This window comes from Peribacillus deserti, assembly GCF_002863585.1.
Classification (GTDB): domain Bacteria; phylum Bacillota; class Bacilli; order Bacillales; family DSM-1321; genus Paraperibacillus; species Paraperibacillus deserti_A.
This window is the reverse complement of the sequence record NZ_PGUY01000003.1, coordinates 103,966-130,063: the sequence shown is the minus strand read 5'-3', so window position 1 is coordinate 130,063 and position 26,098 is coordinate 103,966. Positions and strand designations below refer to the sequence as shown.

The 26,098-nt window shown below is 42.2% G+C and carries 18 protein-coding genes, 1 tRNA gene and 1 pseudogene; 2 read left to right on the top strand and 18 right to left on the bottom strand.

Going from position 1 to position 26,098, the window contains the following annotated elements; genetic code table 11:
* Positions 1–130: 130 nt before the first annotated feature.
* The 14 genes from CUU66_RS01975 to CUU66_RS01910 form a co-directional block, all read right to left on the bottom strand.
* Positions 131–1,333, bottom strand: coding sequence for a CynX/NimT family MFS transporter (locus CUU66_RS01975; RefSeq protein WP_101640006.1), 1,203 nt, complete (start codon positions 1,331–1,333; stop codon positions 131–133).
* 112 nt (positions 1,334–1,445) lie between these two features.
* A complete protein-coding gene (locus CUU66_RS01970) occupies positions 1,446–2,672 on the bottom strand; it encodes a YecA family protein (RefSeq protein WP_101640005.1) in 1,227 nt (408 codons plus the stop codon).
* A gap of 504 nt (positions 2,673–3,176) precedes the next feature.
* Positions 3,177–3,368: a hypothetical protein gene (locus CUU66_RS01965; protein ID WP_101640004.1), complete on the bottom strand. Its 192-nt coding sequence runs from the start codon at positions 3,366–3,368 to the stop codon at positions 3,177–3,179.
* A 459-nt stretch (positions 3,369–3,827) separates the two neighbouring features.
* Entirely contained in the window at positions 3,828–5,522 is a 1,695-nt protein-coding gene (locus tag CUU66_RS01960; protein ID WP_374702958.1) for a M4 family metallopeptidase, read from the bottom strand.
* 261 nt (positions 5,523–5,783) lie between these two features.
* Positions 5,784–6,953 (bottom strand): polysaccharide deacetylase family protein, encoded by a 1,170-nt coding sequence (locus tag CUU66_RS01955; RefSeq protein ID WP_101640002.1) that lies wholly within the window; start codon positions 6,951–6,953, stop codon positions 5,784–5,786.
* A gap of 195 nt (positions 6,954–7,148) precedes the next feature.
* Positions 7,149–7,382 (bottom strand): hypothetical protein, encoded by a 234-nt coding sequence (locus CUU66_RS01950; RefSeq protein ID WP_101640001.1) that lies wholly within the window; start codon positions 7,380–7,382, stop codon positions 7,149–7,151.
* A 403-nt stretch (positions 7,383–7,785) separates the two neighbouring features.
* The gene (locus tag CUU66_RS01945) at positions 7,786–8,991 is read right to left on the bottom strand and encodes a metal-dependent hydrolase family protein (protein WP_101640000.1); all 1,206 of its coding nucleotides are present in this window, start codon (positions 8,989–8,991) and stop codon (positions 7,786–7,788) included.
* Positions 8,992–9,038: 47 nt separating this feature from the next.
* Positions 9,039–10,244, bottom strand: coding sequence for a M20 metallopeptidase family protein (locus tag CUU66_RS01940; RefSeq protein ID WP_101639999.1), 1,206 nt, complete (start codon positions 10,242–10,244; stop codon positions 9,039–9,041).
* Positions 10,245–10,399: 155 nt separating this feature from the next.
* The gene (locus CUU66_RS01935) at positions 10,400–11,632 is read right to left on the bottom strand and encodes a Zn-dependent hydrolase (protein WP_101639998.1); all 1,233 of its coding nucleotides are present in this window, start codon (positions 11,630–11,632) and stop codon (positions 10,400–10,402) included.
* Positions 11,633–11,650: 18 nt separating this feature from the next.
* Positions 11,651–12,841, bottom strand: a complete 1,191-nt coding sequence (locus CUU66_RS01930) for a hypothetical protein (protein ID WP_101639997.1) — start codon at positions 12,839–12,841, stop codon at positions 11,651–11,653.
* Between the two features lie 174 nt (positions 12,842–13,015).
* Positions 13,016–14,512 (bottom strand): amidase, encoded by a 1,497-nt coding sequence (locus tag CUU66_RS01925; protein ID WP_257967873.1) that lies wholly within the window; start codon positions 14,510–14,512, stop codon positions 13,016–13,018.
* 59 nt (positions 14,513–14,571) lie between these two features.
* Positions 14,572–15,213, bottom strand: coding sequence for a helix-turn-helix transcriptional regulator (locus CUU66_RS01920; RefSeq protein WP_101639996.1), 642 nt, complete (start codon positions 15,211–15,213; stop codon positions 14,572–14,574).
* Between the two features lie 114 nt (positions 15,214–15,327).
* The gene (locus CUU66_RS01915) at positions 15,328–15,789 is read right to left on the bottom strand and encodes a RidA family protein (protein WP_101639995.1); all 462 of its coding nucleotides are present in this window, start codon (positions 15,787–15,789) and stop codon (positions 15,328–15,330) included.
* Between the two features lie 1,061 nt (positions 15,790–16,850).
* Positions 16,851–17,819, bottom strand: a complete 969-nt coding sequence (locus CUU66_RS01910; protein WP_101639994.1) for a tRNA dihydrouridine synthase — start codon at positions 17,817–17,819, stop codon at positions 16,851–16,853.
* 557 nt (positions 17,820–18,376) lie between these two features.
* Here CUU66_RS01910 and CUU66_RS01905 point away from each other — a divergent pair.
* Positions 18,377–19,201 carry a hypothetical protein gene (locus CUU66_RS01905; RefSeq protein ID WP_101639993.1) on the top strand — a complete coding sequence of 275 codons (825 nt, stop codon included), beginning with the start codon at positions 18,377–18,379 and terminating at the stop codon, positions 19,199–19,201.
* Between the two features lie 139 nt (positions 19,202–19,340).
* On the opposite strand, the gene CUU66_RS23900 is transcribed toward CUU66_RS01905, so the two are convergent.
* The 4 genes and pseudogenes from CUU66_RS23900 to cotE form a co-directional block, all read right to left on the bottom strand.
* Positions 19,341–19,433 (bottom strand) — tRNA-Sec (locus CUU66_RS23900).
* A gap of 360 nt (positions 19,434–19,793) precedes the next feature.
* The gene (mutL, locus tag CUU66_RS01900) at positions 19,794–21,710 is read right to left on the bottom strand and encodes a DNA mismatch repair endonuclease MutL (protein ID WP_101640012.1); all 1,917 of its coding nucleotides are present in this window, start codon (positions 21,708–21,710) and stop codon (positions 19,794–19,796) included.
* Positions 21,711–22,012: 302 nt separating this feature from the next.
* Positions 22,013–24,622 (bottom strand): annotated as a pseudogene (mutS, locus tag CUU66_RS01895) (DNA mismatch repair protein MutS).
* Positions 24,623–24,756: 134 nt separating this feature from the next.
* Positions 24,757–25,305, bottom strand: coding sequence for an outer spore coat protein CotE (gene cotE, locus CUU66_RS01890; protein ID WP_101639992.1), 549 nt, complete (start codon positions 25,303–25,305; stop codon positions 24,757–24,759).
* Positions 25,306–25,592: 287 nt separating this feature from the next.
* On the opposite strand from cotE, the gene CUU66_RS23720 reads away from it, so the two are divergent.
* Positions 25,593–26,021: a hypothetical protein gene (locus tag CUU66_RS23720; protein WP_142383688.1), complete on the top strand. Its 429-nt coding sequence runs from the start codon at positions 25,593–25,595 to the stop codon at positions 26,019–26,021.
* The last annotated feature ends 77 nt before the right edge of the window (positions 26,022–26,098 follow it).

Sequence of the window (26,098 nt, the reverse complement as noted above, 5' to 3'; positions counted from 1 at the left end):
GTCTCACCTGTCCCGCTGCTCCCGCAGGAGTCTCGCACCTTACGTTCCAATCAACCTGTTTAACAATAGGGTAGGTTCACAGAACAATTAAAAAACAATAATCTTTTAGAAAATAGCCTAATCTTATTACCTATACCGTCTCATTCCTTCCAGCTCCAATACCTGAAATGACCATCATAAGAATGATTAAGCCAAATATAAGGAGTGGTATGGTCACAGTTGGAGAAACGTCCATGATAATCCCGATGACGAATGGACCAACTGCTGCAAGGAAATAGCCGATGGATTGGGCCATTCCTGACAATTCACCGGCTTGCTGTGCATTGACGGCTCTTAGTCCTATAAGTGTGAGCGCCAAGCTGATGGATGATCCTTGTGCAAACCCAATTAACACAATTGAGCATACAGTCAATAACAGACTATCCCGAATCAGCAATCCTAGAACGCCGCTTAGATATAGAATGCCAATCACCACAACAATGCCTTTTTGACTTCGAAAACGATCGGCAAGCACAGGCGTAAAAAATGTCAGAGGAAGCGAAGCCAATTGCATGATCGATAACATCCAGCCTGATAGTGAAGTGCTCAATCCATTTCGAATCAGGATTTCAGGCAGCCAGGCGATCGTGCTGTAAAAAAGGAAGGACTGCAAGCCCATGAACAGCGTAACCTGCCAGGCAATTTTTGAACGCCAGATATTTTTTAGTGATGGAACATGGTTACTTGCTTTGTGTACTTTTTTAGCGGAACTGCTGCGAACCTGAGGCAGCCAAATCAATAGAGCGGCTGCTACCAAAAAAGCCCAGACGGTGAGTGACTTTTGCCAGCCTAAATGCATCCCCTCTGCCAAAGGTATACTAAGCCCTGAACCCAATGCCGCGAAAAAACCCATACAGCTGGTGTAAGCACCAGTGACCAGCCCCACCTGATGAGAGAATTTATCCTTAACTATACTGGGCAGCAGAACATTGGCAATGGCAATCCCAATCCCAACGATAGCTGTTCCCGTATACAAAGCAATTGAAGTACCTGTGGACCTAAGTAATATGCCAGCCATCAATGCCGCCATTCCAAGAAACACCATCATTTCATTTCCTAATTTTCGTCCCAGCTTTGGAGCATAAATCGATAGAATCGCAAACGAGATCAACGGGAGCGTGGTGAGCATCCCTGCCATCCCGTTTGAAATACCAGTGTCAGTTCTGATGAAACTAATTAGTGGGCCTACGGAGGTAATGGCTGCGCGTAAGTTAAATGAAACAAAGATAATACCGATCAGCAGCAATGTGTTTTTTGCTGCAGCACTTCTTGGCTGAGTTAATTGATTTTCCAACTTCGAATGAACTTCCTTTCTTCTTGCATATCAATTCTATAGATTATCAAACCAGTTAACTTTTTCCTTCAAGCTCAAATTTAGCAAACAGTTTAAAAGGATTCGTGTATGGTCACTTAAGCCTTCCACAACACTTTTTATATTTCTTCCCACTTCCGCACGAGCAGGGGTCATTCCTGCTAACTGTCTTCCTACTGTTGAAATCTATGACATTGGATTTAGGGAAGTTCTTTGCAGCTGGCCTCGCAGACATTATTGTTTCTGGTTTCCTTGCTTGTGAGATTTCCCTCGGTGTGTGGCCTTTCAACATCCAGCGCCGAGTATGATTGAAAACCTCTGTAAGGTGAGCGGTTAACTGTTGGACGAATTCAAAGTTAGGGAACTCAAGCTTGCTTTGCAGGTATTTGATGGCCACGTTGAGATGATCGTGAGTATTAATAATTACTATTAACTCATGAGCAATGTCATCTCTGTCTATAGGTGTCAAATCGTAATATTGATTTAAGAACTGAAGGAAGCTATTCATTTGTGGACTTTTATCCACATAACCTGGTTTTCCTGCAAGCAAGAGCTGCTTTTTGGTAAAAGGAAAGAAATCAATACTTGGCCGCTTTTTTTGTTCTTCCCAAGTAAATTTAGCATCATGAACTCTTTGATCAGTTAATCCATAAGCAGAAAAAGTTGTCTGATGATAGTAGTCACTTGCATTAAAAAACACATTGAGAAAATCTATGGAATCAATTTTTTGTCTGGTCAATTCACTTATCTTTTCTAGTATGTTAGACGTACTCATTATGCCATTATAATAAAGCAATCCATTTGTAAGATTGACCCATTCCGTATTTCTGTTAATCGTCCGTTGAAGCTCTACATTGTCGACTTCAAGGAAAAGGTCCACTAATTCATTCGGCATCGTTAATAGTCTTTCCCCTTCATTAATAACAGGAAAGGCAATACCCCAGTTCATCCAACATCGAATCTTTTCCATGGAAAATTCTTTGGGCAACCGAGTTTTCCCAAAATTCTTAACTAGCTTTTGGAGTAAGGCATACCTTTCCTTGTCGAACCTGCCTATAATTTTTTCAAACTGTGCTGGAATCGACCTTACTAGCTCTAGTATCAGCTCATCCTTCTTTAGTGCACTTATTCCTCTTAAATCAAGAGCTTTCCGGATATTGTCAAGTTCAGCCTTAGTCAGTGTACTTAACACATCCAGCAGCTTATATGGTAAATCTATTCTTCTCATAATGCGCTGTTCATTATTTTCTTCTAGTTGTCTATAGTGTGCTTTCCCAAGCTCTATTCTAGCTGGTTTAGCTTTTCTTGTTTTCTTATCCAAGTCCTATCCTTCTTTCTAAAGAATTGTAAAACAAACATACTTTAATAATATCATTTAAGTCCTGCTTTAGTTATTTAAACCAAGAGACTCTTTTAGTAGTTTTTTGGTAAACATAAATGGCTACTCAACAAAACTGAGCAGCCATCAAATCTTTAAAATATCGCTAATTATACCCTGGGAACTCGGACGTCTCCATTTTAATAACCTGTTGATTTGAGTCTACATCTTTCAAGGGGTTTGTTTTCTTTTAATTTATCTGGCAAGTAAGCAATCGACGTCTTAACATACCAATCCGGTTTTGGCTATCTTATTTAGACTCCGGTTAACATAGAGAGACAATATAGATAAAATCTTTTAAAGAACCGCGTGGTAGTAACCGCGACCTTAACCTGGAAAAGAGTCGGTCTTTGTCAGAAAGGTGAGCATGGGAAGGTTCAAACAATGAACTTAATTAAGAGGACCAAGGTAGTGATCTATTAGTTGTCTATGGCGCGTATTGCTATCTTACAAATTCGAATATTCCTTTACAACATCCGTGTAATAGCCTACATCTATGATCGGTATGTCGCTTTTTTTCGGACATTGTATATGAGTAAGTACATTGGATGCATCTATCGTGATAAGATCTATCTTATCTAAATGCTTATTACACCAAGAACACGTATGAGCTAGGAAAGTTTTAGTTTTAATTTGCATAGTAATACCCCCTCTTTTGTGTAGGCTGTTTTCGCAAACTTTGTTGCTATTGAACAAGAGGTTGATTTTCTCTCCAGGATGCTCGCTTTCCGCGGGGCGGGCGGTAAGCCTCCTCGGCTTCGCCTGCGGGGTCTCAACTGTCCCGCTGCTCCCGCAGGAGTCTCGCACCTTACGTTCCAGTGACCTGACTGAACAATAGGGTGCCGTAAAAAACTTTAAAAAAACAACAATCTTTTAGATAAGAGCCTTTGTGTAAGATATTCATCTTGTTATACCCGGAATCCTACCTGTTCACAAACTTGTCAAGTAATTAAATAATTAGGAACAAAACATTATTGTTCACTTTAATCATCACACCTTTGTGACTAATCCAAGATGCAAACAATCCCTCAAACACTTAGTCTGAGGGATCATTAAACGTAAAATTCGTATAAAATCAGCTAACAGGCAATCTAATATTTAATAAATTCCCACCGAATCAAATCCAGACTTAGCTGCAGCCTCTTCCGCACTGCCTTCACCATACAGATCGGTAGCAGACTGAACGACAGCCTTACGTGCGTCACTGAAATCAGAATTCGAGGTTAGATATACAGTTAGTGCACGATAGTAAATCTTTCCTAGTTTCTCCCTACCAAGTTCCTGACCAATCAAGTACGCGGCATGGTTTGTAATAGAGGAGTTAACATGGACTCCGCCGCCATCAACCGAAGTTGGCATGTTGTAAAACTCGTCCATGTGGTCTGGATAGACCCCTCCATTTGTGCTATACGACCTTCTTTGCTCGTTGCTTACGACCACACTGTTTGGATTACTTAAGCTGCGCAATACGGTTACGCCGTCAGCTTTAGCAGCCGGTGCCATAATATCCTCGCCCATTTCCCAATCACTATCGTCAACGAGTGCACCAAAGACGTCAGCAAACGATTCGTTTAGTGCTCCAGATTGATTGCGGTATACTAAATTGGCCGAATGAGTGATGACACCATGAGTCATTTCGTGGGCAGCAACGTCAAGACCAGCTGATAGAGAAGTCATGAACTGACCGTCGCCATCCCCATAAGTCATCCAGCGCCCATTCCAGGAAGCATTGTTGTAATTGGTACCATAGTGAACCTTAGAAATGATCGCCATTCCCTTTCCATCAAGGGAATTGCGGCCATGTTCATTTAGGTAATAATCATAAACTTTTTCGGAATTATAGTGTGCATCAACAGCCGCCCGATCATAGTCGCTGATGAATGCAGCAGAATTCCCCACATAGAGAGTATCATTACTAGAGGTGTTATCATTTTTAGCATCATAAGTCTCGATGCCGCCAAGGTTCTCATGAGCGTAATCTGCTAACGCAAACCGGGTTCCAGAATTCGGTTCCTTTACTTGGGTAATATGTAATTCCCTATGTTCTCCATGTACACCTTTTCCAGCGCCTTTTTGTGTTTTCATTTCATCTGCATGCATTAAGCCATTATACTTATCAATTACTTCTCCCGTTTTCGCATCCACAAAGACAAACCAGTTTCCAGGCTCGTCACCCATGAAGTTAACATTCACTTTATAAGCTGTATGATTTTTCCCTTCAAAAGGAAAGACAACAAGCTCAGAAGTTGGCTCATACGTCAGCTCATCAGGGGCATTGACAGAGGATAATGCCTTCTTTAGTGCAGCATTGCTGCTTAAAGAAGCAGTTGTATCTACTGCATCATCCGTAATCGTTTCATTTATTCTTCCGTTGACGGATACGACTTCATTGTTCTTATTAAAATGTACCACAACCTCGGAACCCTCTACGTTCACTCCATTTACAGCCAGATTGAAGCGGACGTGAGTCATACCCAGTGTATCTTTCTGCGTATCCTTTACTTTTAGATTTTTATCCGGATTATTGAGTCCAGTCTTATCTTGATTTTTCTTCAAATAATGGATCGCATTCACAGCGTTGCTGGAAGTGAATTTTTCTGCAAACCGCTCCTTCACAAATAAAGGAACGCTTGCTTTCTCATTCCACTCCTTAGAAACTTGTCCACTGCTGGCCAAACTAGAATTAGCTGTCTGAGCAAATGCTGGGATAGAACCAACCAACATAGCTGACGATAGAATTGCAGGCACAATAAACTTTTTCTTCAATCTTCCATTCCTCCTATCAATTTCCATTCAATTTATTATAGATTGATAGGGAACAAATAACATGAATAGTTTGAATTATTTGAATACAATTATAAATGGATAAATATTCTTAGTAAACATATTGAGATAGGCTTTAAATACTATAAAGACAAATTGACGTTTAAAAAGATTAAAAGGAAAAGATTGACAGGATAAAGGCAAGGCACAAAAAGACCCTGTTCTCGGTTTGTTTGAAAACAGGGTTACAAGTATTTATGAATGATGAATGGCTATTCCCGAGATACCTTTTTATGGATTACGAACAGAATCTATCACTTCATCACTATTAAAAAAACGGGCCATAATGTGTTTTTGCTGCCTCAGCCCTATCCCATCAATATGCACCCGATCCATCATTGCATAGTGGTCTGTGTTCGAAAGATACGGATTTGGACCCACTGAACAAAAAATATGAAAACCATAAGTTCTTAAAGCTTCAAACTTTGCGTCTCCCGGCAATACACTGCTTCCATAAGGATATATATAAATATTGGTTTTCCCGATCAGTGCTTCCACTTCTTTTTTCCAGCGTTCAGTATCCACACGCAGCGTTCCGATGCTGATTGCTTTTGTATCTAGGTGTCCATACCCATGGGAAGCAAATTCCCATCCATCTTTCTTCAGTTTTTTAACCACCCTTATGGCTTCGGCTTTTTCCTGCGAAAAATTAGTGCTTGATAATTCGTGAGTGCGGTATCCCAGTATTCCTTCATAACCGGTCAATGCAAGAATACCCTTTGCCCCGTTAAAAGAAAAATCAGGATGCTCTTTCACAAAGGAATTCAGGATCGGAACAATTTCCTGTTCTCGAGAAATGGTCTCAGCGCCCTTTATGTCCTTATAATACGTGGCTAGTTCCCCATCTTCATCTATTAGTAATTTATGCGCATTGCCATTTTCCCTCATATATTGATAGTAATTTAAATCATCAATAGAAAAGATAAGCGGCTTCTTGTTTACAGGCAGTTTGAGTTCTTTCTTTGTTAATGTAACTTTGCCATTAATCATCTGTTCCTGAAAGAGGTCTGACATTTTAATCAGTATAAAGTTTTTAAGATACAATGATTCAATCATTTTATTAAACTCTTTTACAGTGACAAAGTAGTCGTCATAACCTTTTGACATAGCGTCTCCATCAAAAGCTAATTTGGGATCAATAATTAACGGATGAAAAAAGATATGTTCAATTGGTCCATTGTAAATAACTAGCTCATCCTGTGGTATTGCAGGCGGAGTCACGGGATTTGGCACCGGGGTGGTTGATGGCAGAGGCTTATTACTTTCAGGTTTACCAGGTTTATCAGTGTCTTCAGTTTTTTTGACATTAGGTTTAGTGGATACTTCATCATTCCTTAAGTTCGAGCAACTGAACAGAGGAATACATAGCAAAACAAGCAGTATTAAGAAGCGTATTTTCATACCCGTCACCTCACACTTGTAATATGTAATAAGGGAAAAAGAAGCGTGATGTTAATGAGGAAAAGTGTCTTTTCTTTTAGGTTAGGGCATTTTATTCTGAATGTAAAGAGCTCTTTTTCCTAAACTTGGAAAAAGATCATCCCCACTATACCATGCGAGAATATATGCAGCTGACTTTACTTCTATTTTTCTATCTTAATACTTTAAGTCAAAGGCATCCCATTCAATTCTTGATTGGTTAAGTCCACCAATAGCAGCTCCGACTAAAAATTCATCAAAAATACCCCTCAATGAGTTAGACTGTATATCAGAAAATCCCCACTGCCAAAAGTCTAATATTGTTTGTTCTGTTCCTAATATTTTGTCCCAGGATTCAAATGAATTTTTTCTTTCAACGAAAGCGCCTCCCACCCCCAGCTTTTTTGACATCAACGGTGTTGCATTATTTCTACTTAAAAATACATTTCCCTAAACGAAACTTAAAAAAGCCTATCCTAAACTAAAAAATCGTGTGAACAGAAAAAGTCCTTGAGTTTAGTAGCAACTCAAGGACTTATACCAGGATCAAAACTTAGTTGAACCAGCGACCATAATGAACGATGCGCTTCAATCGATTGTTTAAATAAATAAATCTATTTCATACTTATCATTGATTGATAATAATTGGTCATAGTATATGAAGCCTTAATTGTACTTCTAATCTGCCTGTCTTTAGGTGTAAGAATCTCAATAAACGAAATGCAATATAATAATAGTGTCACATCATAACTTTGCAGGATATAGTCAGAAAAGGATTGGTGAAAGTCCTCCTATTGCTCTACCGAAGCAGTTCCTACAAACTTGTAGCCAGCAGCTTTTTGGGTTTGCTAACGAGACATTTCCCTTCCTTAAACACCTGGACGACATTTCTAATATCAGATACTTTTTCAAAAGGATTTCCTTCAACCAAGATAAGATCTGCCATTTTGCCTTCAGAAAGGCTCCCTGTTTTTCCTTCTATTTTCATCGCCTGGGCTGCAACAGAGGTTGCGGCACGAAACGCGTCGATTACTTCCATGCCGTATTCCACCATCAATTCCAATTCAGTCGGAAAATCACCATGTCGGTTAAACGGTGTTCCAGCATCCGTTCCGGCAGCGATTTTAACTCCTGCTTTATATGCTTTGTAAAAACTATTTTGATGATATTTCTTTACTTCTTCTGATTTCCGAACAGCATGCTCAGGAATTCCAGCCTGCAACCCATATTTTACGATGAAATGCGGCGCGGCCAGAGTAGGTACTAAAAACGTTCCATGCTCAAGCATCATTGCAATGGCCTCATCATCCAGGTAAATACCATGTTCTACGGTAGTGATTCCAGCACGGATTGCATTTTTGATGCCAGCAACTCCCTGAGCATGAGCGGCTGTGGTTTTTCCGGCATGTGTCGCCTCAACAACCGCGGTACGAAGCTCTTCCTCACCTAATTGAGGAGAATTTGGATCAACACCCGGTGTCATAACCCCCCCGGTTGCCATAAGCTTTAACAGGTCAGCACCCTTTTTCAGCTGTGTTCTGGCTGCCTTTCGAACCTCGTCCACTCCATCGGCCTCGATTGCCATCGTGTGTCCGTGACCGCCTGTCATTACAATTGGCTCACCGCTTGCCATGATTCTTGGACCTTCAACCAGCCCTTTTTCGATGGCTTTTCTTAAAGCAATATCAACATTGTACTTTGCTCCAACGTTACGTACGGTGACAACACCTGAACCGAGTTGCAGCTGTGCGTTCCGGATAGCTCTGAATGAGCCGTCTGCCTCAGTATCCGTCGATATATCACGGAAAGGGTCGGCATCTCCATCCATTGATAAATGGACATGGCAATCCATTAATCCAGGAAGGCATGTCAGCCCTTCACCATCAATCTCTACATCCGCATCTATTGTGGTACCTTTTCCAATGCTCAAAATTCTGTTCTCGTCAAAAATAATCGTGGTTTTTTCAGGATAAACTTTATTCCCGTCAAAAAGCCGAACATTAGTTATCTTAGTCTTCATATAATACCTCCGTGAAATGGTATTTGAGATTACTATCTATTGTTGTGTTATCCGACCGTTACTCCATTCTCTTTTAAACTATTATTCGCAAGGTAAGTAACTGCAGCCTTCCCAAGGGTTTTCGCTGCAATCAATAACGCTCTCTCATCAATATCAAATTTTGGATGGTGATGCGGATATGTAGTTTCCCTGTTAGGAATTTCCGCACCAGTAAAAAAGAACGTACCCTTTACATGCTGTAGGTAATAGGAAAAGTCCTCTCCCCCCATTTGCGGTTCACCTTCGACGATCTTTTCCACTCCCGGAACTCCTTTTGCTATCTCTACAACAAAATCAGTATCCTCTTTATGGTTTACCAGAGCCGGATATCCCTTTGAGTAGGTATAAGAGTAGGACGCTCCTGATATGAGACAGGTACCTTTAGCAACGTTATCGATTTCACCTTCAATCATATCCCGTACATCCTCATTAAATGTCCTGACGGTACCATGTAATACAGCTTTATCCGCTATGACATTAAAGGCATTTTTTGCTTCAAATGATCCGACAGACACAACCGCAGGAGATAAAGGATTTGTCTTCCTGCTGACCACTTGCTGCAAATTGACAACAAGTTGGGATGCAATTACAACCGCATCTTTTGAAAGGTGCGGCATGGCTCCATGACCACCCTTGCCTTGTACAGTAATTTCAAAACTGTCGGCAGCTGCCATGAAAGGCCCAACTCCATATACAATATCCCCCACTGGCATTGTGGACATAAGGTGCGTTCCATAGATCACATCAACGCCTTCCAAACAGCCATCTTCGATCATCGCAATTGCACCACCCGGTGTTACTTCTTCTGCATGCTGGTGAATGAAAACAACATTTCCTTGCAGCTCGTCTTTGATACTATTTAATGCCTTCGCTAAACCTAGCAAAGATGCTGTATGTCCATCGTGGCCGCAGGCGTGCATGACGCCTGGCACTTTTGATTTATAAGGCACTTCATTTTCTTCCTGAATCGGCAGCGCATCGAAGTCAGCCCGAAGCGCAACAGTCTTTCCCGGTCGGCCCCCTTTTAAAACCGCCACGACACCTCTTCCTCCAACTTCTGTACGAACTTCATGTCCTAATGCCTGATGATAGGCTGCGATATATTTGGGAGTCTCTACCTCTTCAAATGATAGTTCGGGATTTTCATGAAGGTGCCTGCGTATTTCCACGATTTCTCCGTATAACTCATTCAATTTTGAAAATAACTGTTCCATCCTAGATCCTCCTAATTTTATAGATTAATATTTTATACTGCCTAATTTAACGATTGGATTTTTTCAGTGACCGCGTACAACTACAGTGTTCTTCTAGTTAAAACCAGCTAGTCGTTTTTAGATTTCCTTTACCAGGTGTACACGTTCAATTTCGTCTATCCTTCTGACTCCGTTAATCTTTTGGCTGCTTCAAAAAGAATATGAATTGCATTCTCCAAATGGACCGAATCAGACCATTCTTCTGGACAATGGCTGAGTCCATCTCTACTAGGAATAAATAGCATTCCCACATCAGTATAGTCAGAAAAGACCATTGCATCGTGCCCGGCTCCGCTGTTAATTGAGCAATACTGGATGTTCAGCTCTTCACTTTGTTTCTTTAATAATGAAGTAATTCTCTCATTAAACTGTTTTGGCTGAATATATAAAAGCTGATCGACTGAAGTTTGAATGTTGTCATTACAAACTGAATGAATCAGTGCCTTCGTTTTTTCTATTACATTCAGCACGTTTTGTTCTTTTCCTGACCGGATGTCTACAGTGAATACTACTTTATTAGGAATGACATTTGCTCCGTTAGGAAATACATTCAACCGGCCAGTGGTAATTACGGTCCCCTGCCCTTCTTCTACTGCGAATGCAGGCAATTGTGTAATAATCGTTGCTGCTGCTACAAGCGCATCGGCTCGGCGGTCCATCGGGGTGGTTCCGGCATGTCCTGCCTGGCCTTGTATTGTTATTTCCAGCTGAGTTAATCCCACGATAGCTTCCACGACACCAATGGGAATATTCTTTTCCTCTAAGATGGGACCCTGTTCAATATGCAATTCCAGGAATGCCTTCATGGTTTTTGGATCCCGTCTTCTTGGAAGGGAAGGATCAAGTCCTATTTTCACCATAGCTTCTTCAGTGGATATCCCGTCTCGATCCCTTAGGCTTCGAAAACCCTCATCACTCAGAAGCCCCATCATTCCTCTGGATCCCATCAGGCCGCCACCAAATCTTGAACCTTCTTCTTCTACTAATGCAACGACTTCCAGTGGATATCTTGGAGCTACGTTATTTTTGACAAACAGTCCGGCCACTTCTAGACCAGCTATTACTCCGGCAGGACCATCATATGCTCCTCCATTTGGTACTGAGTCAAAATGAGAACCGATGATGACGCTGGGCGCATTTATGAGCGTTCCATCTAGCTTTCCGAAAATATTCCCATAACCATCTTCCCTAACCTGCAAGCCATATTCCTTCATAGTATCCTTGATATAATTACGTGCCTGTAGATCTTCAACACTATATGTGAGCCTTGTAGTCCCGTTTTCAGGTGTAGCAGTAAATTCACTTAATTGGTTTATATGTCTTTCAATTCGTTCTTTTAGCTCTTGCACAAAAAACGCCCTTTCCGCTTACAAGAATTGTACAAAAATACCTGCTAGAATGACTGAAACAATTGTGACCGTAATGAATCCGCCTACAAGCATAGGGGGCAGCATCCGGCTCAACAGTGCCTCTCTTTCTTTTTCATCCTCTGTTAACGACTTGATTACTTCATTGGTTATGATGTAGTCTGCGGGGAATCCGTAAAGCGCTGTTAATGAAACGGCAAACGCCATTTCTTTGCTGACCTTTAAAATTTTCCCTGCAATTAACGAGAAGATATACATTCCGATAACGCCTAAAACAATTGTACCGATCAATGGGAACAGGATATCAAGCAGCATTGCAGGGGTCGCCTGCTTCAAGCCGTCAAAAATGAAGAGCATAAGGACCAGGATTGCCATCCCAAAACCGTTGGCTTTCTGTAAAACCTGTTTTTCAAGGAACCCAGCGCTTGTTGCGATAACCCCAAACAGTAAGCAAAGAACAAATGGGCTGATTGATACAACCGGGGCTAACCACGTGGATACTTGATAGGCGGCAAACCCAACTAATGCCAGCCTGAAAAACTTAAAGAAATCTGTATTATATTTCTCCGGTAAATGTTTAAATAATTTAGGTCCTAAGGTTTCCGTTTCAACTGTCGAAGCAATTTCTGCTTCAGCGGTCCGGAGCCCTCCCTCCCTGTATTCCTTAAGAAGTCTCCTGCCTTCCTTCTTCAATACCAACGCCGTTAACGGATATCCTGCAAAACCCTGCATGACATAAATGACGATTGCAAATACAGAAAGCGATGCGAGGCCGGCTTCTTTCGCACCTTCTGACATAATCAGTGCCGATACAACACCACCGACTAATGGAGGTATAGCTACCACCATAGTTTTAAAGCCAAAAATCAATGTTCCAATACTCATTAATGCTGCTACAATCCCTAAGATACCAGATAGTGCTATAACAATGGTCTTCCACTGATTCTTTAACTCTTGAAGTGATAGTAAGGTTCCCATATTGGTAATCAATAAATACATCATCATTACAGCAACCACTGTAGGAATACCCGCCGTTGCAATGATTTCCTTGGGGAAGAATGTCCAGTACCCAATCAGAAACAAGATTCCAGAGACGAACATAGAAGGAATCCAGGCTTTTGTCCGAACAGCAACAAAATCCCCTATTAATAAAATTGCGATAACACATATCAACGCAAGCATTTGTGACATAACAATTCCTCCACTTCTAATGAATATAAGGTCGAAAGTATGAATATTCTGTCTATTTAATTTGTAAATTATTTGGTTCTATACTTATTTGTTGAAACAGTAGCTTTAACTGTCTACCGGTAGATTTAATTGTTCTCCCAGCTGCTTGACAGATGTTTTTGGAACAATAGCTTACTATTTGCTATATTGTGTGATTTCTAGAGGACGCTGTTTACAAATATCATAAATATACTGCCAAGGTTTCAATTGCTCAAAAACTGCACTTGCCGTTAAAACATCTGCATCTCCATATCGTTTACCGATGATTTGCAAGCCAACTGGGAGATTTTCTTCAAGACCTGCCGGAATAGAAGCAGATGGATGACCTGTGAAATTCGTAAAATATGTCATAGCCCATCCCAAAGAAGGATCAACTTCCACTCCGTTTATCTCAACCGGACCTTGTGATTTCCCCCTAGGGCCATTTAATTGCGGAAGGGTCGCAGCGGTAGGTGTTACCAGCAAGTCATACTGCCTAAATACTTTTTGAATCGCGTCAAACATTTCTGTTCGCATGATTTGGTCTCTGTACATATCACGCAGGTCAGATTGATAACTCTTTTCCATCCATTCAATAATGGCAGGTGTCAAGTCCTCACGGTAATCCTTTAAAAGGTCATATCCCCTATTCTTCAGTGATTCAAAAAACGGGATATACCCTCTCATGACTGTACGGAAAAACAAATCGGACAACTCTCTCTGGTGGTAAGGAATTTCTATATCTACTTCTTCCACGATGGCTCCGGCATTTTGAAAGAGCTTCACTGCATTTTCAACGGAGTTCGCCACACGCTGGTCTACAGGGTATGCTCCAAAATCCCGGCTATAGGCTATCTTCTTTCCTTTCATCGAACCATGCAGGGCGGACATGAAATCCACCTTATCACTAACAGAGTAGGGATCGCGATCATCGTAGCCTGTCAAAACTGATAATCCCAACGCAGCATCCTCAACATTCCTGGTCAGTACCCCTTCTGTTGAGAAGATAAATGTTCTAAACCCATCTGGCCGTCCTAAAAAAGGAACCCTCCCCCCCGATGGCTTAAAGCCAAATAAGCCGCACCATGCTGCTGGAATTCGAGTCGACCCTCCGCTATCGGATCCCTGGGCGATTGGAAGAAGGCCATCGGCAACCGCCGCTGCTGCTCCTCCTGATGAACCTCCTGGATTTCTCGTTAGATCAAATGGATTTCTTGTCGGACCAAACAATTCATTGTCTGTCATCCCGCTAGCACCCAGGAGCGGACTATTTGTCTTACCTAATAGCACTCCCCCCGCTTTTTCATAACGCTCTCCAAATGCACAATAATGGTTGACTACATTATCCTTAAGTACTTTGAGTCCGCCAAAAGTCGAAATCCAGCCAGGCTTGGCTCCAAACAAATCTTTCAGTGCTGACGGAACACCGTGGAAAATACCGGCTTCATCCCCGGCTTGTAAGGCTCGATCCGCTTGCCTCGCATTATTCAAGGCATCCTCATATCCAAAGTAAACAAAGGAATTCAGACTTTTATCCCGCTCTTCGATTCTACTTATAAAAGCTTCGGTTACTTCCAGTGCAGACAGTTCCCGGTTCCGTATTTTGGCTGCCAGGTCCTTGGCAGGCATATAGGCAAGTTCATCAGACAACAAAGTAAATCCCTCCTTAAAAACTGTATTGAAAACAAATCTGAATTGACTTCGCCGCTCTATTAAAGTTTCTTCTCAATGTAGCTGTATACCGTGAATTTTGATACATCCAGCAATTTTGCAATATTATGTACCGTGCCCTTTATGAGGAATAGACCCATATCGTCGAGTAAGCGAATAAACTCCAACCTTTCATTCTTTGCCATAAGGTCTATCGGTTTTCCAATCTTTTCTACAGCCCGGTCAATCAGACGCTTTTCTAACTCTGTAACCGACTGCGGGAAAGATTCCTCTTTATTTTCTTCATTAATGTTGACCATTTCATGTAAACTGGAGGCTGCCATAGTTAATGACGTGATGTCAATGTTTATACATAAAGACCCTACAACGCTACCTGAATCATCACGAATAAGAATGGAGGAAGATTTAATCTTTTTTCCCTTAACACTCTCGTTTCTATAATTTAAATGGAGGTCTTCGTCCCCGCAATTTCTTAATATTTTGAGACCGAGATCCGTCATTGGGGAACCTACTTCTCTGCCTGTAACATGTCCGTTATAAATGGCAACAATCGAAGAAGACATATCAGTCAGATCGTGAACCACAACCTCACAGCTGCTCCCAAATGTTTTCGAGATTGCTTCGGCAATAGGAAGATAGTTTTTAAAAATAGGATTACTTTCCTTTTCAACGTTTATTTGCATAGCATTCCCCCCCTCCTAGGTCAATGGCTGAACCCCAATATTTTTATCGCATCATTCTTGAAAGGGGCCGGTATGCTTTCCGCAGGTATCCCGCTTTTTAATGAATTTTTGGTCCTAATTGATGATTTCAGCTATCATTTCAATTTCCACTGGAATGTTGAAAGGCAATACTGTTGTCCCGATTGCTGACCGGGCATGCTTTCCGTTTTCTCCAAGTAAATCGACCAGAAAATCAGATGCCCCATTAATCACTTTTGGTTGGTCGAAAAAATCTGGATCACTGCTGACAAAACCAAGAAGTTTGATGATCCGGATATTATCCAGGCTTCCTAGTTCGCTTTGAATCATGCTTAACAGGTTGATAACGGACAGTTTTGCTGCTTCATATGCTTCTTCAACACTTACTTCCTTCCCTACTCTTCCAACATAAGCTGGCCTGCCATCAACAAAGGGACCTGCCCCAGAAAGAAACAGCAAGTTTCCACTTCTTCTGACCGTTACATAATTGGCCATTGGCTTGGGTGCCTGTTCGGGCCAAGTAATACCCAACTCTTTCAATTTTTCACTAACGTTCATGTTTTTCCTCCTGAAAAATTTTGATACTCACAATTATGTCATAGTTTCCTCACATTACAACAATTTTTTGTAATCTTCAAAATTTTTTGGTTAATTGTCATGAAGTTCACTTTTAAAATTTCAAATTTGACCAGCAGATTATATGTGACCATCCAACTAGAGTAAACAAGTTATTTTCAATTTCCTTTTGTCTGTTAGGGAATTATCTTTAAATGCGTTCAAATAAAAACACCCTCTGTATAACAGAAGGCGCAATGATGATGAATATGTAAAGTTCGTACTGACCCCACTTAGGTTAGGTTTTGCCGCTTAAAACCTAGTCTCATTTGTATTTGGCAAGCAAAAAATGGTTCTTACGGTGGTTTGATGAATTCGTTGCTTGGATATTTGATGAGTATCATATCAAAAAGGGAGTGAGTAATCATAATTTCATGGGTACCACCAAATCCTGTTCTGGATATTGTTCACGTTTCAACATTCGATGACTCCATGCTATTCACGGTACAAAGTACTTCCGCTTCCTGCCCCCACTGCCAATCAATCTCCTCCAGACTTCACATCCGTCATATCCGCCGTCTTCAGGATCTTCCCATCAGCGAATGGATCGTTGATCTTCTACTTCTTTCAGGAAAGTGGTTTTGTGACGAACCGGTGTCTGTTTACCAGAATCAAGACCTATACTGTTAACAAATCAAATTCTATCCAAAGGAATAAATTGATGTGCGAAATCCACTGGATAATTAATAGTTGCCTCATCTAAAAAAGCTTAACCATGCATACTAATTCTTCTAATAGGGTTTCATAAATTTAGTTGACCAAAAGGAAAAAGACCCCGAATTCGCAAAAGGATTTTTTAACGAAATAGGGTCGGACGGGCAAAGTTTAACTACCAAGAGTATTTTAACAAACATATAAAGCAAAAATTGGTCGGAATGAGTCCGGTTCAAAACCGCCTTCACACCAACCAATTATCTGCTAAGTATAAACTCGAACTTTATTGTGGGCACACCCGTTTACAGTCTTTCTTCGCTTTTATCTTGAATTGGGAACACCTCTACTGTTCACCCCATTACATCAAGATTCTCTGACTCAAATTTATCAAGCAAGGCACGCACTTCGTCTGTTGACTCTGTGTTCATTAATTGATTTCTTAAATCACTTGCCCCTCGGAATCCTTTGATATATATCTTAAAGAAGCGATGAAGAGCCTTGAACGAACGCAGTGTATATTGATCATGTAGATCAAGATGCAGCCTTAAGAGATCGAGCAACTCCTTACTGCTATGGTCTTTTGGCTCCTTTTCAAAGGCAAATGGATTATTGAAAATACCCCGCCCAATCATAACTCCATCAACACCGTATTGTTCAGCGAGCTTTAAGCCGGTTTGCCGGTCAAGTATATCCCCATTAATAGTCAAGAGAGTATGGGGTGCCACCTGGTCACGGAGCTTCTTGATCTCCGGGATCAGGTCCCAATGAGCATCTACTTTGCTCATCTCGTCTCTTGTGCGCAAATGAATGGAAAGATTCACAATGTCTTGTTTCAATATGTGTGTCAGCCAGTCTCGCCATTCGTCTATTTCACTGTAACCAAGCCTTGTCTTTACACTTACAGGCAGTCCGCCTGCTTTTGCTGCTTGTATTAATTCTGCTGCAACTTCTGGACGGCGGATAAGGCCGCTTCCCTTCCCATGCTGTGCCACATTAGGTACAGGGCATCCCATATTGATATCTATACCCCGAAACCCAAGTTCCGCCATACCAATACTCATTTGCCGAAAGTTTTCAGGCTTATCTCCCCAAATATGGGCTACCATAGGCTGTTCATCCTCTGTAAAAGTCAAACGCCCTCGCACACTTTCTTTCCCGTCAGGGTGGCAGTAACTCTCAGAGTTTGTAAACTCTGTAAAAAACACATCAGGTCTTGCTGCTTCACTCACTACATGACGGAAAACAACATCCGTCACATCTTCCATTGGTGCCAGTATAAAAAATGGCCGTGGTAAATCACGCCAAAAATTGTCTTTCATAATTGTATTCAAATCCTCTCATTATGGGATCAAGACAACCCCTTATCCCAAAATTAAAAAGCAGTATATCTCTGCTTCTTTTACACTTATACCATGCTTTAGCACTATTTATCAAACTGCCAAAAAGTTTAATCTTCATAAGGCGTTTGTTTAAATGTTTAATCTAATTCCCACTCTCTGCATAACCAGCACATCTCCTGTTAAACTACACCCCTTTAACCAGTATTCCACTATTTGTGTTAAAATAAAGTTTTGTTAAAAAGACTGAGAAGAAAATTGGAAGACCCCTGGCTTAACAAGGTGTAAAGGAAAAAGACCCTGAATTCGTCAAAAGTATATTTTAACGAAATCAAGGTCGTAATGGCAAATGTTTAGTTTACTAGCGTGAACATATTTAACTCTTGGTTGGTATACAGCGAAGGGATTTATATAGTCACTCAATATACCCCGCACAGACATTTTGGAGTTGAATAAGGACTTATGTGGGTAGCCACTCTACACATGAAGTTGTATAATCTCATGGTAGTATTCAACAAAAAACGTTAGAGGTGATAGCATTGGACTTTTATTCAGAATCCGAGTATCCCGAAAAAGTCGATGGTGATCAATATAGAGAACAAACACGGACTGAGGAACCGCAGGCAAAAAGGGAAACGGATCCATGGGGACGTGATATAAGGGAAACGAGTGAAGGCAAGGTTACCCGGTCAAGGATGGAGAGAAGAAACAAACCCGGTGGTTCAGAAGCCAAGGTGGGGTCAACTCCGCCAAGCAGGACAAGCTCCAAGCGCATTTTTAAATTTAGACCTTCCTTTAAGAAAGTAAATGTAAAACAGCCCAGAGTGAACGTCAATCTTGCAATAAAAATCGCAGCCGTCTTAGCGGTACTCATCAACGTTAGATACGTTATGGGTCTGATGGAGGACCCTGTCGGCACCTTTACATTCAATCAGTTGGTGATTAAGTTGGGAATATCTGCTGGTATCAACTTTGCAGCAGTTTGGATTTTGTTTGCCAAACAGTCCCGGATTAAGTATTTTCTTTCCCTGTTCGCAGTGTTAGCATCGTTTCTGTATTATTTTTATGGCATTTATACCAACCATACTTTATTAGTGAGGAGCAACCTGGTCCCTACGGTGCTCGTAATCCTCTCCGTACTGATGTTGGTCAATTCCAGGTCCAATTATTACCTGAAAAGCATTCTGATGCTGGTCATCGCCGCAGCAGGAATCTATGTCAGCAGCAATCAATTTGCACTTGAGTGGGTGCTGATTGGCAGTGCGGGACTGGTGATGTTCTTCAGAGTTTCCAAAACCCAAAATAAGGACAAATCCACTAAAAAGGAAAACAGGGTAAGAAGGAACCAGCGGCAGTCAGCTTAGTTTGGAAAAATAAACCTAGCATGCAAATGGGCCATCCAGATAGTCTGGATGGCCCATTTTTATTAATGAAATGAAAAAAGCCCAGCTAAAAAGATAACATATTCGAGTTTATTGGAATAGTGCTTCCGGTTTGTATTAGCTGGACTGGGTGGGAATTAAACCCACCTGACCTAGCACGCAGGTCACAAACGGTTTTGAAGACCGAGAAGGTTACCATCACCCAAACAGCCCCTGCCAATAAGTGCTATTAATGAATATCCGTATCTATCTGGGTTATTTCTATAGTTAATAAACAAACATTATTCTTGATATAAGCTTTTTTTAATCCCTCTTACCCAGTCTTAATGTTAGAAAATCTGGAAAAGTTCTATCACAAACCCTATGAACAACACAAATTCTTACCTTAAATGCCTTATCCCCTGTTTACGTTTATTACTATACCCTTTGAAACTCGGTTACGAAATAGTACAAGGTTTTAAGATTTTAAAATCGTAAGAACCTAAATATGAGTTAAATAAGAACCGTTTAAGACTTGCCCCCTGTGAAGATAGTTTACTGATTCCCATTATTTTCAAGAGTTAATAGAGACTTGTTACATCACCCTCTTAAACATCTTCTCCATCTCATAAGTAGAATAATGAATAATAATCGGCCTACCGTGAGGACAAGTAAACGGATCCGACGATCTCCTGAGTTCATCCAGCAAAGCCTGCATATCTTCCTGCCTCAAGTAGTGGTTTGCCTTAATAGATCCTTTACAGCTCATTAAAATAGCAGCTTCTTCTCTGAGTTTCTTAATGTTGACCTTCCTCACATTCAAGACCTGCTGAATCATCTCCTCAATGATTTCCTGCTCAAGTCCTTTTGGGAACCACTGCGGATGGGAACGGACGATGAAGCTGTTATAGCCGAAATCTTCAAGGAATACTCCTACTGATTCGAGCTCACCCATATTTTCTTGAATCCGTATGACTTCATCAGTCGAAAACTCGAGCGTGATCGGAATAAGCATTTCTTGCAATTCGCTTGCTACCTTGCCGACTTTTTCCCGGAAATATTCGTATTTGATCCGTTCCTGGGCTGCGTGCTGGTCGATGATGTATAAGCCTTTTTCATTCTGGGCCAGGATGTATGTGCCGTGCATCTGGCCGATTGGGTACATGACGGGTACCCTTGAAGCTGGCTCTTCCTGCTGAGGCGTCATTTGATCATCCTGAAAGACGTCTGTGTCTCCTTTAAAGACATCTTGATAAGAAGGAACTCTATACTCCTCCTGACTTTCATTGCCGCTGTTCACAACCGAATTGATGAATGGCTTGTAATCTGTCTTTGTATCCGGAGTTTCGATGGGCTCTTCTATCCTGACAACAGGCTCTCTCCAGAGCGGCTGTCTATTTTCTTCCGTGCTTGCAGCCGGTGTTACAGATGCCTGCAGGGGAGCAGGGGCCGTTTCAAAAACAAACTGAGTCTGCTCGCTTTCATCTTTTTCCTTCTTTTTAACAGGAGTGTTACTTGGGATCAGTTCTCTTGTTTTAAAGGCAGCTTTAATGCTTTCATCGACAAGTTGGAATAATTCCGCTTCCTTACTGAGGCGTACTTCCATTTTGGACGGATGTACGTTCACATCTACTAGCAGCGGGTCCATTTCAATCGATAGTATGGCAATCGGATACCTGCCGATGGGCAGCAGTGTATGATAACCTTCCATGATGGCTTTGGCCAGGGCATAGTTTTTGATAAAACGTCCGTTGATCATCGTAGAAATATAGTTCCGGGATGCCCTCGTTACTTCTGGCAGCGCAGCATAGCCAGTGACCTTGAAATCCAGTGACTGGCCGCTAATGGGAACCATGCTTTTTGCGATTCCTAATCCGTAGATCGCTGCCAGCACCTGGCGAATATCTCCGTTGCCGTTTGTATGGAGCAGTTTCTTTTCATTGTTTATCAGTTTAAAAGAGATATTCGGGTTAGAAAGTGCAAGTCTGTTCACACAATCGGTGATATTCCCGAGCTCTGTATGAATCGATTTCATATATTTTAGTCGGGCAGGCGTGTTGAAGAAAAGATCCGCTACCGTGATGTCGGTTCCTTTACGGCTGGAATAGCCTTCATGTTCCTTCAGCTCTCCGCCTTCAAAAAACACCCTTGTTCCCGGCCCCTCCCCGGTGCTTGTCCGAAGCTCCAGACGGGAGACGGATGCGATACTTGGCAGGGCTTCTCCCCTGAAGCCAAGTGTTCTGATCCGGAATAAATCCTGCTCGTTTTTGATTTTACTGGTTGCATGCCTTTGGAAAGCAGTCAGCACATCATCCTCTTCGATGCCGTGGCCGTTGTCGATGATCCGGATGCTTGCAAGGCCCGCTTCCTCAAGATGGATTTCAATCATCGTGCTGCCTGCATCAATGGCGTTTTCTGTTAATTCCTTCACTACAGATGCCGGGCGCTCGACCACTTCACCAGCGGCGATTTTATTGGACAAGGCATGATCAAGCTGTACGATTTTTCCCATTACGGTCACCTCCACTGTGTGATTCGGGAATGTTTCCTGTGTTTTGAAGAGTTCGGAAGACTCCAAAGCCATTCTTTCGGAACAGACTTCTGCAAGCTTCAGACGTCTATACATCTATTCGAAACCTGCTTTCGAAGACTTCGAAACTCTTCGATTCATACTCGGAAAGAGCTTCCGATGTATTCGGAAGTGTTTATTCACCTTCGGAACCTGCTTCCGAAACATCCGGAGGGCAATAAATGGGTTGGGAACCGCCTTACGAACGGCTCGCAACGCCTCTAGACCCTCCGAACGATTCGCAATCAGCCCTTCACTTTTTTCTGAATCTGATATAACGCGTTCAGCGCTTCAAGCGGCGTCATTTCCAGCACACTTAAAGACTTTAATTCTTCTATTACTTTGTGCTCTTTTGTATTCTCGTTCTTTTTCACCGATTTTTGTTCCCCAAAGAAGGATAGCTGCTCGTCCACGGCTGCTAATTCTTCCTGGACTCTATCATTTTGCTTAACAGGAGTTTCCTGCCGCACCTCCGGCTTCCCTTCTTCAAGTTCGGCAAGTATTTCATTCGCCCGCTTAATGAGTTTGTCAGGCAGCTCAGCCAGCTGGGCAACATGAATTCCATAACTCTTGTCGGCTGCACCCTCTTTCACCTTATGAAGGAACACGACTTTGCCATTCTGTTCAACAGCACTAACATGGACATTCTTCACCCGGCTAAGCTTCCCGCCAAGTACAGTCAGCTCATGGTAATGAGTTGAGAAGATGGTTTTGGCTCCGATTTCATCATGGATATATTCAATGATGGATTGCGCCAGGGCCATTCCGTCGTATGTGGATGTGCCCCGCCCTATCTCATCAAATAAGATTAAACTGTTTTGGGTTGCATGGTCGATTGCATTTTTAGCTTCCAGCATTTCGACCATGAAGGTACTTTGGCCGGAAATTAAGTCATCCGCTGCCCCGATTCTAGTAAATACCTTATCAAAGATTGGCAGCACCGCTTCTTCTGCTGGTACGAAGCAGCCAATCTGAGCCAGGATCGATGTCAGGGCGATCTGTCTCATGAAGGTACTTTTACCGGACATGTTCGGCCCTGTGATGAGCAGGATTTCCCGTTCTGCATTCATCGTACAGCTGTTTGGCACATATTCCTGGGCCTGCATGACTTTTTCAACAACCGGATGGCGGCCGTTATGGATGTGAAGCACGTTATCATCAGAAAATCTAGGCTGCGTGTATCGTCTCTGCTCGCTGATTGTTGCAAAGCATTGCAGCGCATCCAGCTCGCTTATAACTCTTGCAAGCTGCTGCAGTCTAGGAATATACGTTTTCACCGTTTCCCTAAGAGCGAGGAACAAGTCATATTCCAACTGTACACATTTCTCATCTGCCTGCAAAATCAGGGCTTCTTTTTCTTTTAATTCAGGCGTGATAAACCGCTCCGCATTGGAAAGTGTCTGCTTGCGCTCATAGCGGTCGTCCTGCAGCAGGTGCAGATTTGGTCTGGTAATCTCTAAATAGTAGCCGAAGATACGGTTGTAGCCGATTTTCAAGGACTTGATGCCTGTCCGCTCGCGTTCCTGCTTCTCTAGCTGAGCGATCCAGGTCTTTCCGTTTCTGCTGGCATCTCGGTACTGGTCAAGCTCCTCGTGATAGCCATCCCGGATCATATTTCCTTCTTTAATAGAAAGAGGCGGGTTTTCACCGATAGCTCTTTCAAGAAGTTCTGCTAGATCGCCGCACGGATCCATTTTACCTGCCAATTCCTCAGCCTATCCGCCCATTCCCTGCACCACTGAAATAATCGCAGGCACCTGCTGGAGTGATTTCTTTAGCTGTAAGAGGTCCCGGGCCGTCACATTCCCAAAGGCCACTCTTCCTGCCAGCCGTTCCAGATCATAAACTTCCTTCAACCGCTCACGGAGCTCCTCACGTTCAAAGAAGTTCTGAATGAAGAGGGAAACAAGCTCCTGCCGTTGCTCAATTGCGCTTCGGCTTAACAGCGGGCGGTCGATCCACTGCTTCAAGATTCTTCCGCCCATGGCTGTTTTCGTCTCATCTAAGAGCCATAACAGCGAACCTTTTTTCCCTTTTGACCGGACGGTTTCGGTGAGCTCCAGATTTCTTTTAGAATGATAATCTATTTTCATATACTGGCTGCTCTCATAGGAGGAAACCGGCTGAAGATGATCCAGGCTGCGTTTTTGGGTCCGGAATAAATAATGCAGCAGCCTGGAAACCGTTTCTGCCAGCTCCTTCTGATGCTTCACAGGATTCAGCAGATTTCCAAAATTTATACTCTCAGAGCATTCATCTTCATAAGAAAGGGCTGCATTCATTCTTTCTTTGAGAGACTTTTGAAGCTCAGCGGAAAGATCTGAAGGTATCACTACTTCCTTCGCGCCAAGCGAAGCTAATTCATTAATCAAATCATTAAAATCGCCATAGATGATAGTGGCCTTTAATTCCCCGGTTGAAAGATCGTTGTAAGCCAGTCCAAACGTTTTTTCCCCGTATGGTGTAATGGATGCGATAAAGATGTTCTCTTTTTCAAGCATCCCTTTGCCTTCCATCATCGTTCCAGGCGTAATCAGCTGGACGACTTCACGCCGGACGACTCCTTTTGCCTGCTTTGGATCTTCGGTCTGTTCGCAGATGGCTACTTTAAAGCCTTTGGCGATCAGCTGCTCTATATAATTGGGCGCCGCATGGTAAGGCACGCCGCACATCGGGATTTTCTCGTCGCTTCCGCCTTCACGGGCCGTTAATGTGATTTCAAGCTCCTGTGATGCACGTGTGGCATCCTCGAAGAACATTTCATAAAAGTCGCCTAAGCGAAAAAATAAAAAGGCATCCTGATACTCTGCCTTAATTTTTAAATATTGCTGTATCATTGGCGTATATCCTGCCATATGTATTCAAAACCTTTCCACGCTTGATTCCTAAAAATGCTGTCTTCATTATATCATTTTTTGCCTGAGAAATGATTGTATCAATTATCCAGCCTCCACGCCAAAAGAAAAAACTAGGAAGAATCCCTCCTAGTTTACGAATCTCTTTCTTTATCTTCAATAAAGTCGGTATTAATGCTTTCGAATTCTTCATCTTCTACATCGCAATCCCAATCATCATCATCTTCGTTGAAGCCTTCTGGGTGAACGGCTACGGTTACCTTTGTCTCTCCGACTACCTCCACGAAGAATTCTCTTTCAACGTCTACGACAATTTTTGTTCCGTCATTGGAAATGCAGGCTTCAATACAATTTGGCTGCTGTACAACGCGTGCCACAACTTCATCATCATCAAAGTAATCCTGGTCACGATATTTAAGCTTTATGACATCAGAGTAACGCACCTTCTCCGTCACTACCTCTGTTTTTGTATTCTTGCTGAATGAATACCAGACGTTAATATCGAAAGTTCCTGTGATCTCCACTTTACCGCCGACTTTTCTCGCGTCGTATTTATGGTTGATGATCCAGCAACCCAGAATGCTTGAAGGTTGATGAGCCGGGCAAATATGGTGATTAGATTTCGTAAATTTGCGCCCTCTCGCCACCACCGCTTTTGTTATAATCTCTCTATATTGGGACATGTGAGCGAACCCTCCTCTTCAGTTTCAATTCATCCTATGCGGGTTAAATGTCTAATGTGCTTGCCTTATATATGAAGAAATAGCATCATTGCCAACTTTATCTCACCCACATGGTATGCCCAGAGCCTATTTTGTGTGCACATATATTCCTCCCCTTTTTCTTGCCCTTCCTGAAAAATAGACTCACACTTTCATAAAATACACAAATCTATTAGTACACTTGTCCACACTTAAATTCCTAGCTTGTCATATTTTATAGAGAACATATTGAAAGGGGGATTTTATAGATGACATTTTGGAATTATTGGGGCCATTACTGCGGAAGCAACAACGGAGGGTATGGAGAGTACTCCGATAACAGATATGAAGGCGGGCGTAGAGTCACCAGAAGATACAGCGACAACCATGGTTCAGGCAACCACGGCTATAAAGAAGGAAGAAATGATAACGGCGGCTATAACAACGGTGTAAATAATAACGGCTATAACAATGGTGTAAATAATAACTTTGGTTCAAATAATGATGGCAAAGGCCATCACGGTAACAGAGGAAACTCCGGTAATCGCAGCAATTATGGTAATCGCGGAAACAGTAACAGCAATAGAAACAATCGCGGAGTGAACAATAACTATGACGAAGGAAGATCCTATTCCTCTAGATGCAATTGCCGCCGCAGAAGACGCAACAACCGCAACAACCACGACAACAACTACTAATATATATGTAGTGTATGAAAGGTGCATATTTTTGCACCTTTTTCCTGTCCATTGAAAAAAACAGCGGCTCCCCGCTG

Bases quoted from the DNA above. Each gene is read 5' to 3' on its own strand.
- CUU66_RS01965 (WP_101640004.1), bottom strand. From the start codon at position 3,368: ATGCAAATTAAAACTAAAACTTTCCTAGCTCATACGTGTTCTTGGTGT.
- CUU66_RS01960 (WP_374702958.1), bottom strand. From the start codon at position 5,522: ATGGAAATTGATAGGAGGAATGGAAGATTGAAGAAAAAGTTTATTGTG.
- CUU66_RS01955 (WP_101640002.1), bottom strand. From the start codon at position 6,953: ATGAAAATACGCTTCTTAATACTGCTTGTTTTGCTATGTATTCCTCTG.
- CUU66_RS01950 (WP_101640001.1), bottom strand. From the start codon at position 7,382: ATGTCAAAAAAGCTGGGGGTGGGAGGCGCTTTCGTTGAAAGAAAAAAT.
- CUU66_RS01945 (WP_101640000.1), bottom strand. From the start codon at position 8,991: ATGAAGACTAAGATAACTAATGTTCGGCTTTTTGACGGGAATAAAGTT.
- CUU66_RS01940 (WP_101639999.1), bottom strand. From the start codon at position 10,244: ATGGAACAGTTATTTTCAAAATTGAATGAGTTATACGGAGAAATCGTG.
- CUU66_RS01930 (WP_101639997.1), bottom strand. From the start codon at position 12,841: ATGTCACAAATGCTTGCGTTGATATGTGTTATCGCAATTTTATTAATA.
- CUU66_RS01920 (WP_101639996.1), bottom strand. From the start codon at position 15,213: ATGCAAATAAACGTTGAAAAGGAAAGTAATCCTATTTTTAAAAACTAT.
- CUU66_RS01915 (WP_101639995.1), bottom strand. From the start codon at position 15,789: ATGAACGTTAGTGAAAAATTGAAAGAGTTGGGTATTACTTGGCCCGAA.
- CUU66_RS01910 (WP_101639994.1), bottom strand. From the start codon at position 17,819: ATGAAAGACAATTTTTGGCGTGATTTACCACGGCCATTTTTTATACTG.
- mutL (WP_101640012.1), bottom strand. From the start codon at position 21,710: ATGGGAAAAATCGTACAGCTTGATCATGCCTTGTCCAATAAAATCGCC.
- cotE (WP_101639992.1), bottom strand. From the start codon at position 25,305: ATGTCCCAATATAGAGAGATTATAACAAAAGCGGTGGTGGCGAGAGGG.
- CUU66_RS23720 (WP_142383688.1), top strand. From the start codon at position 25,593: ATGACATTTTGGAATTATTGGGGCCATTACTGCGGAAGCAACAACGGA.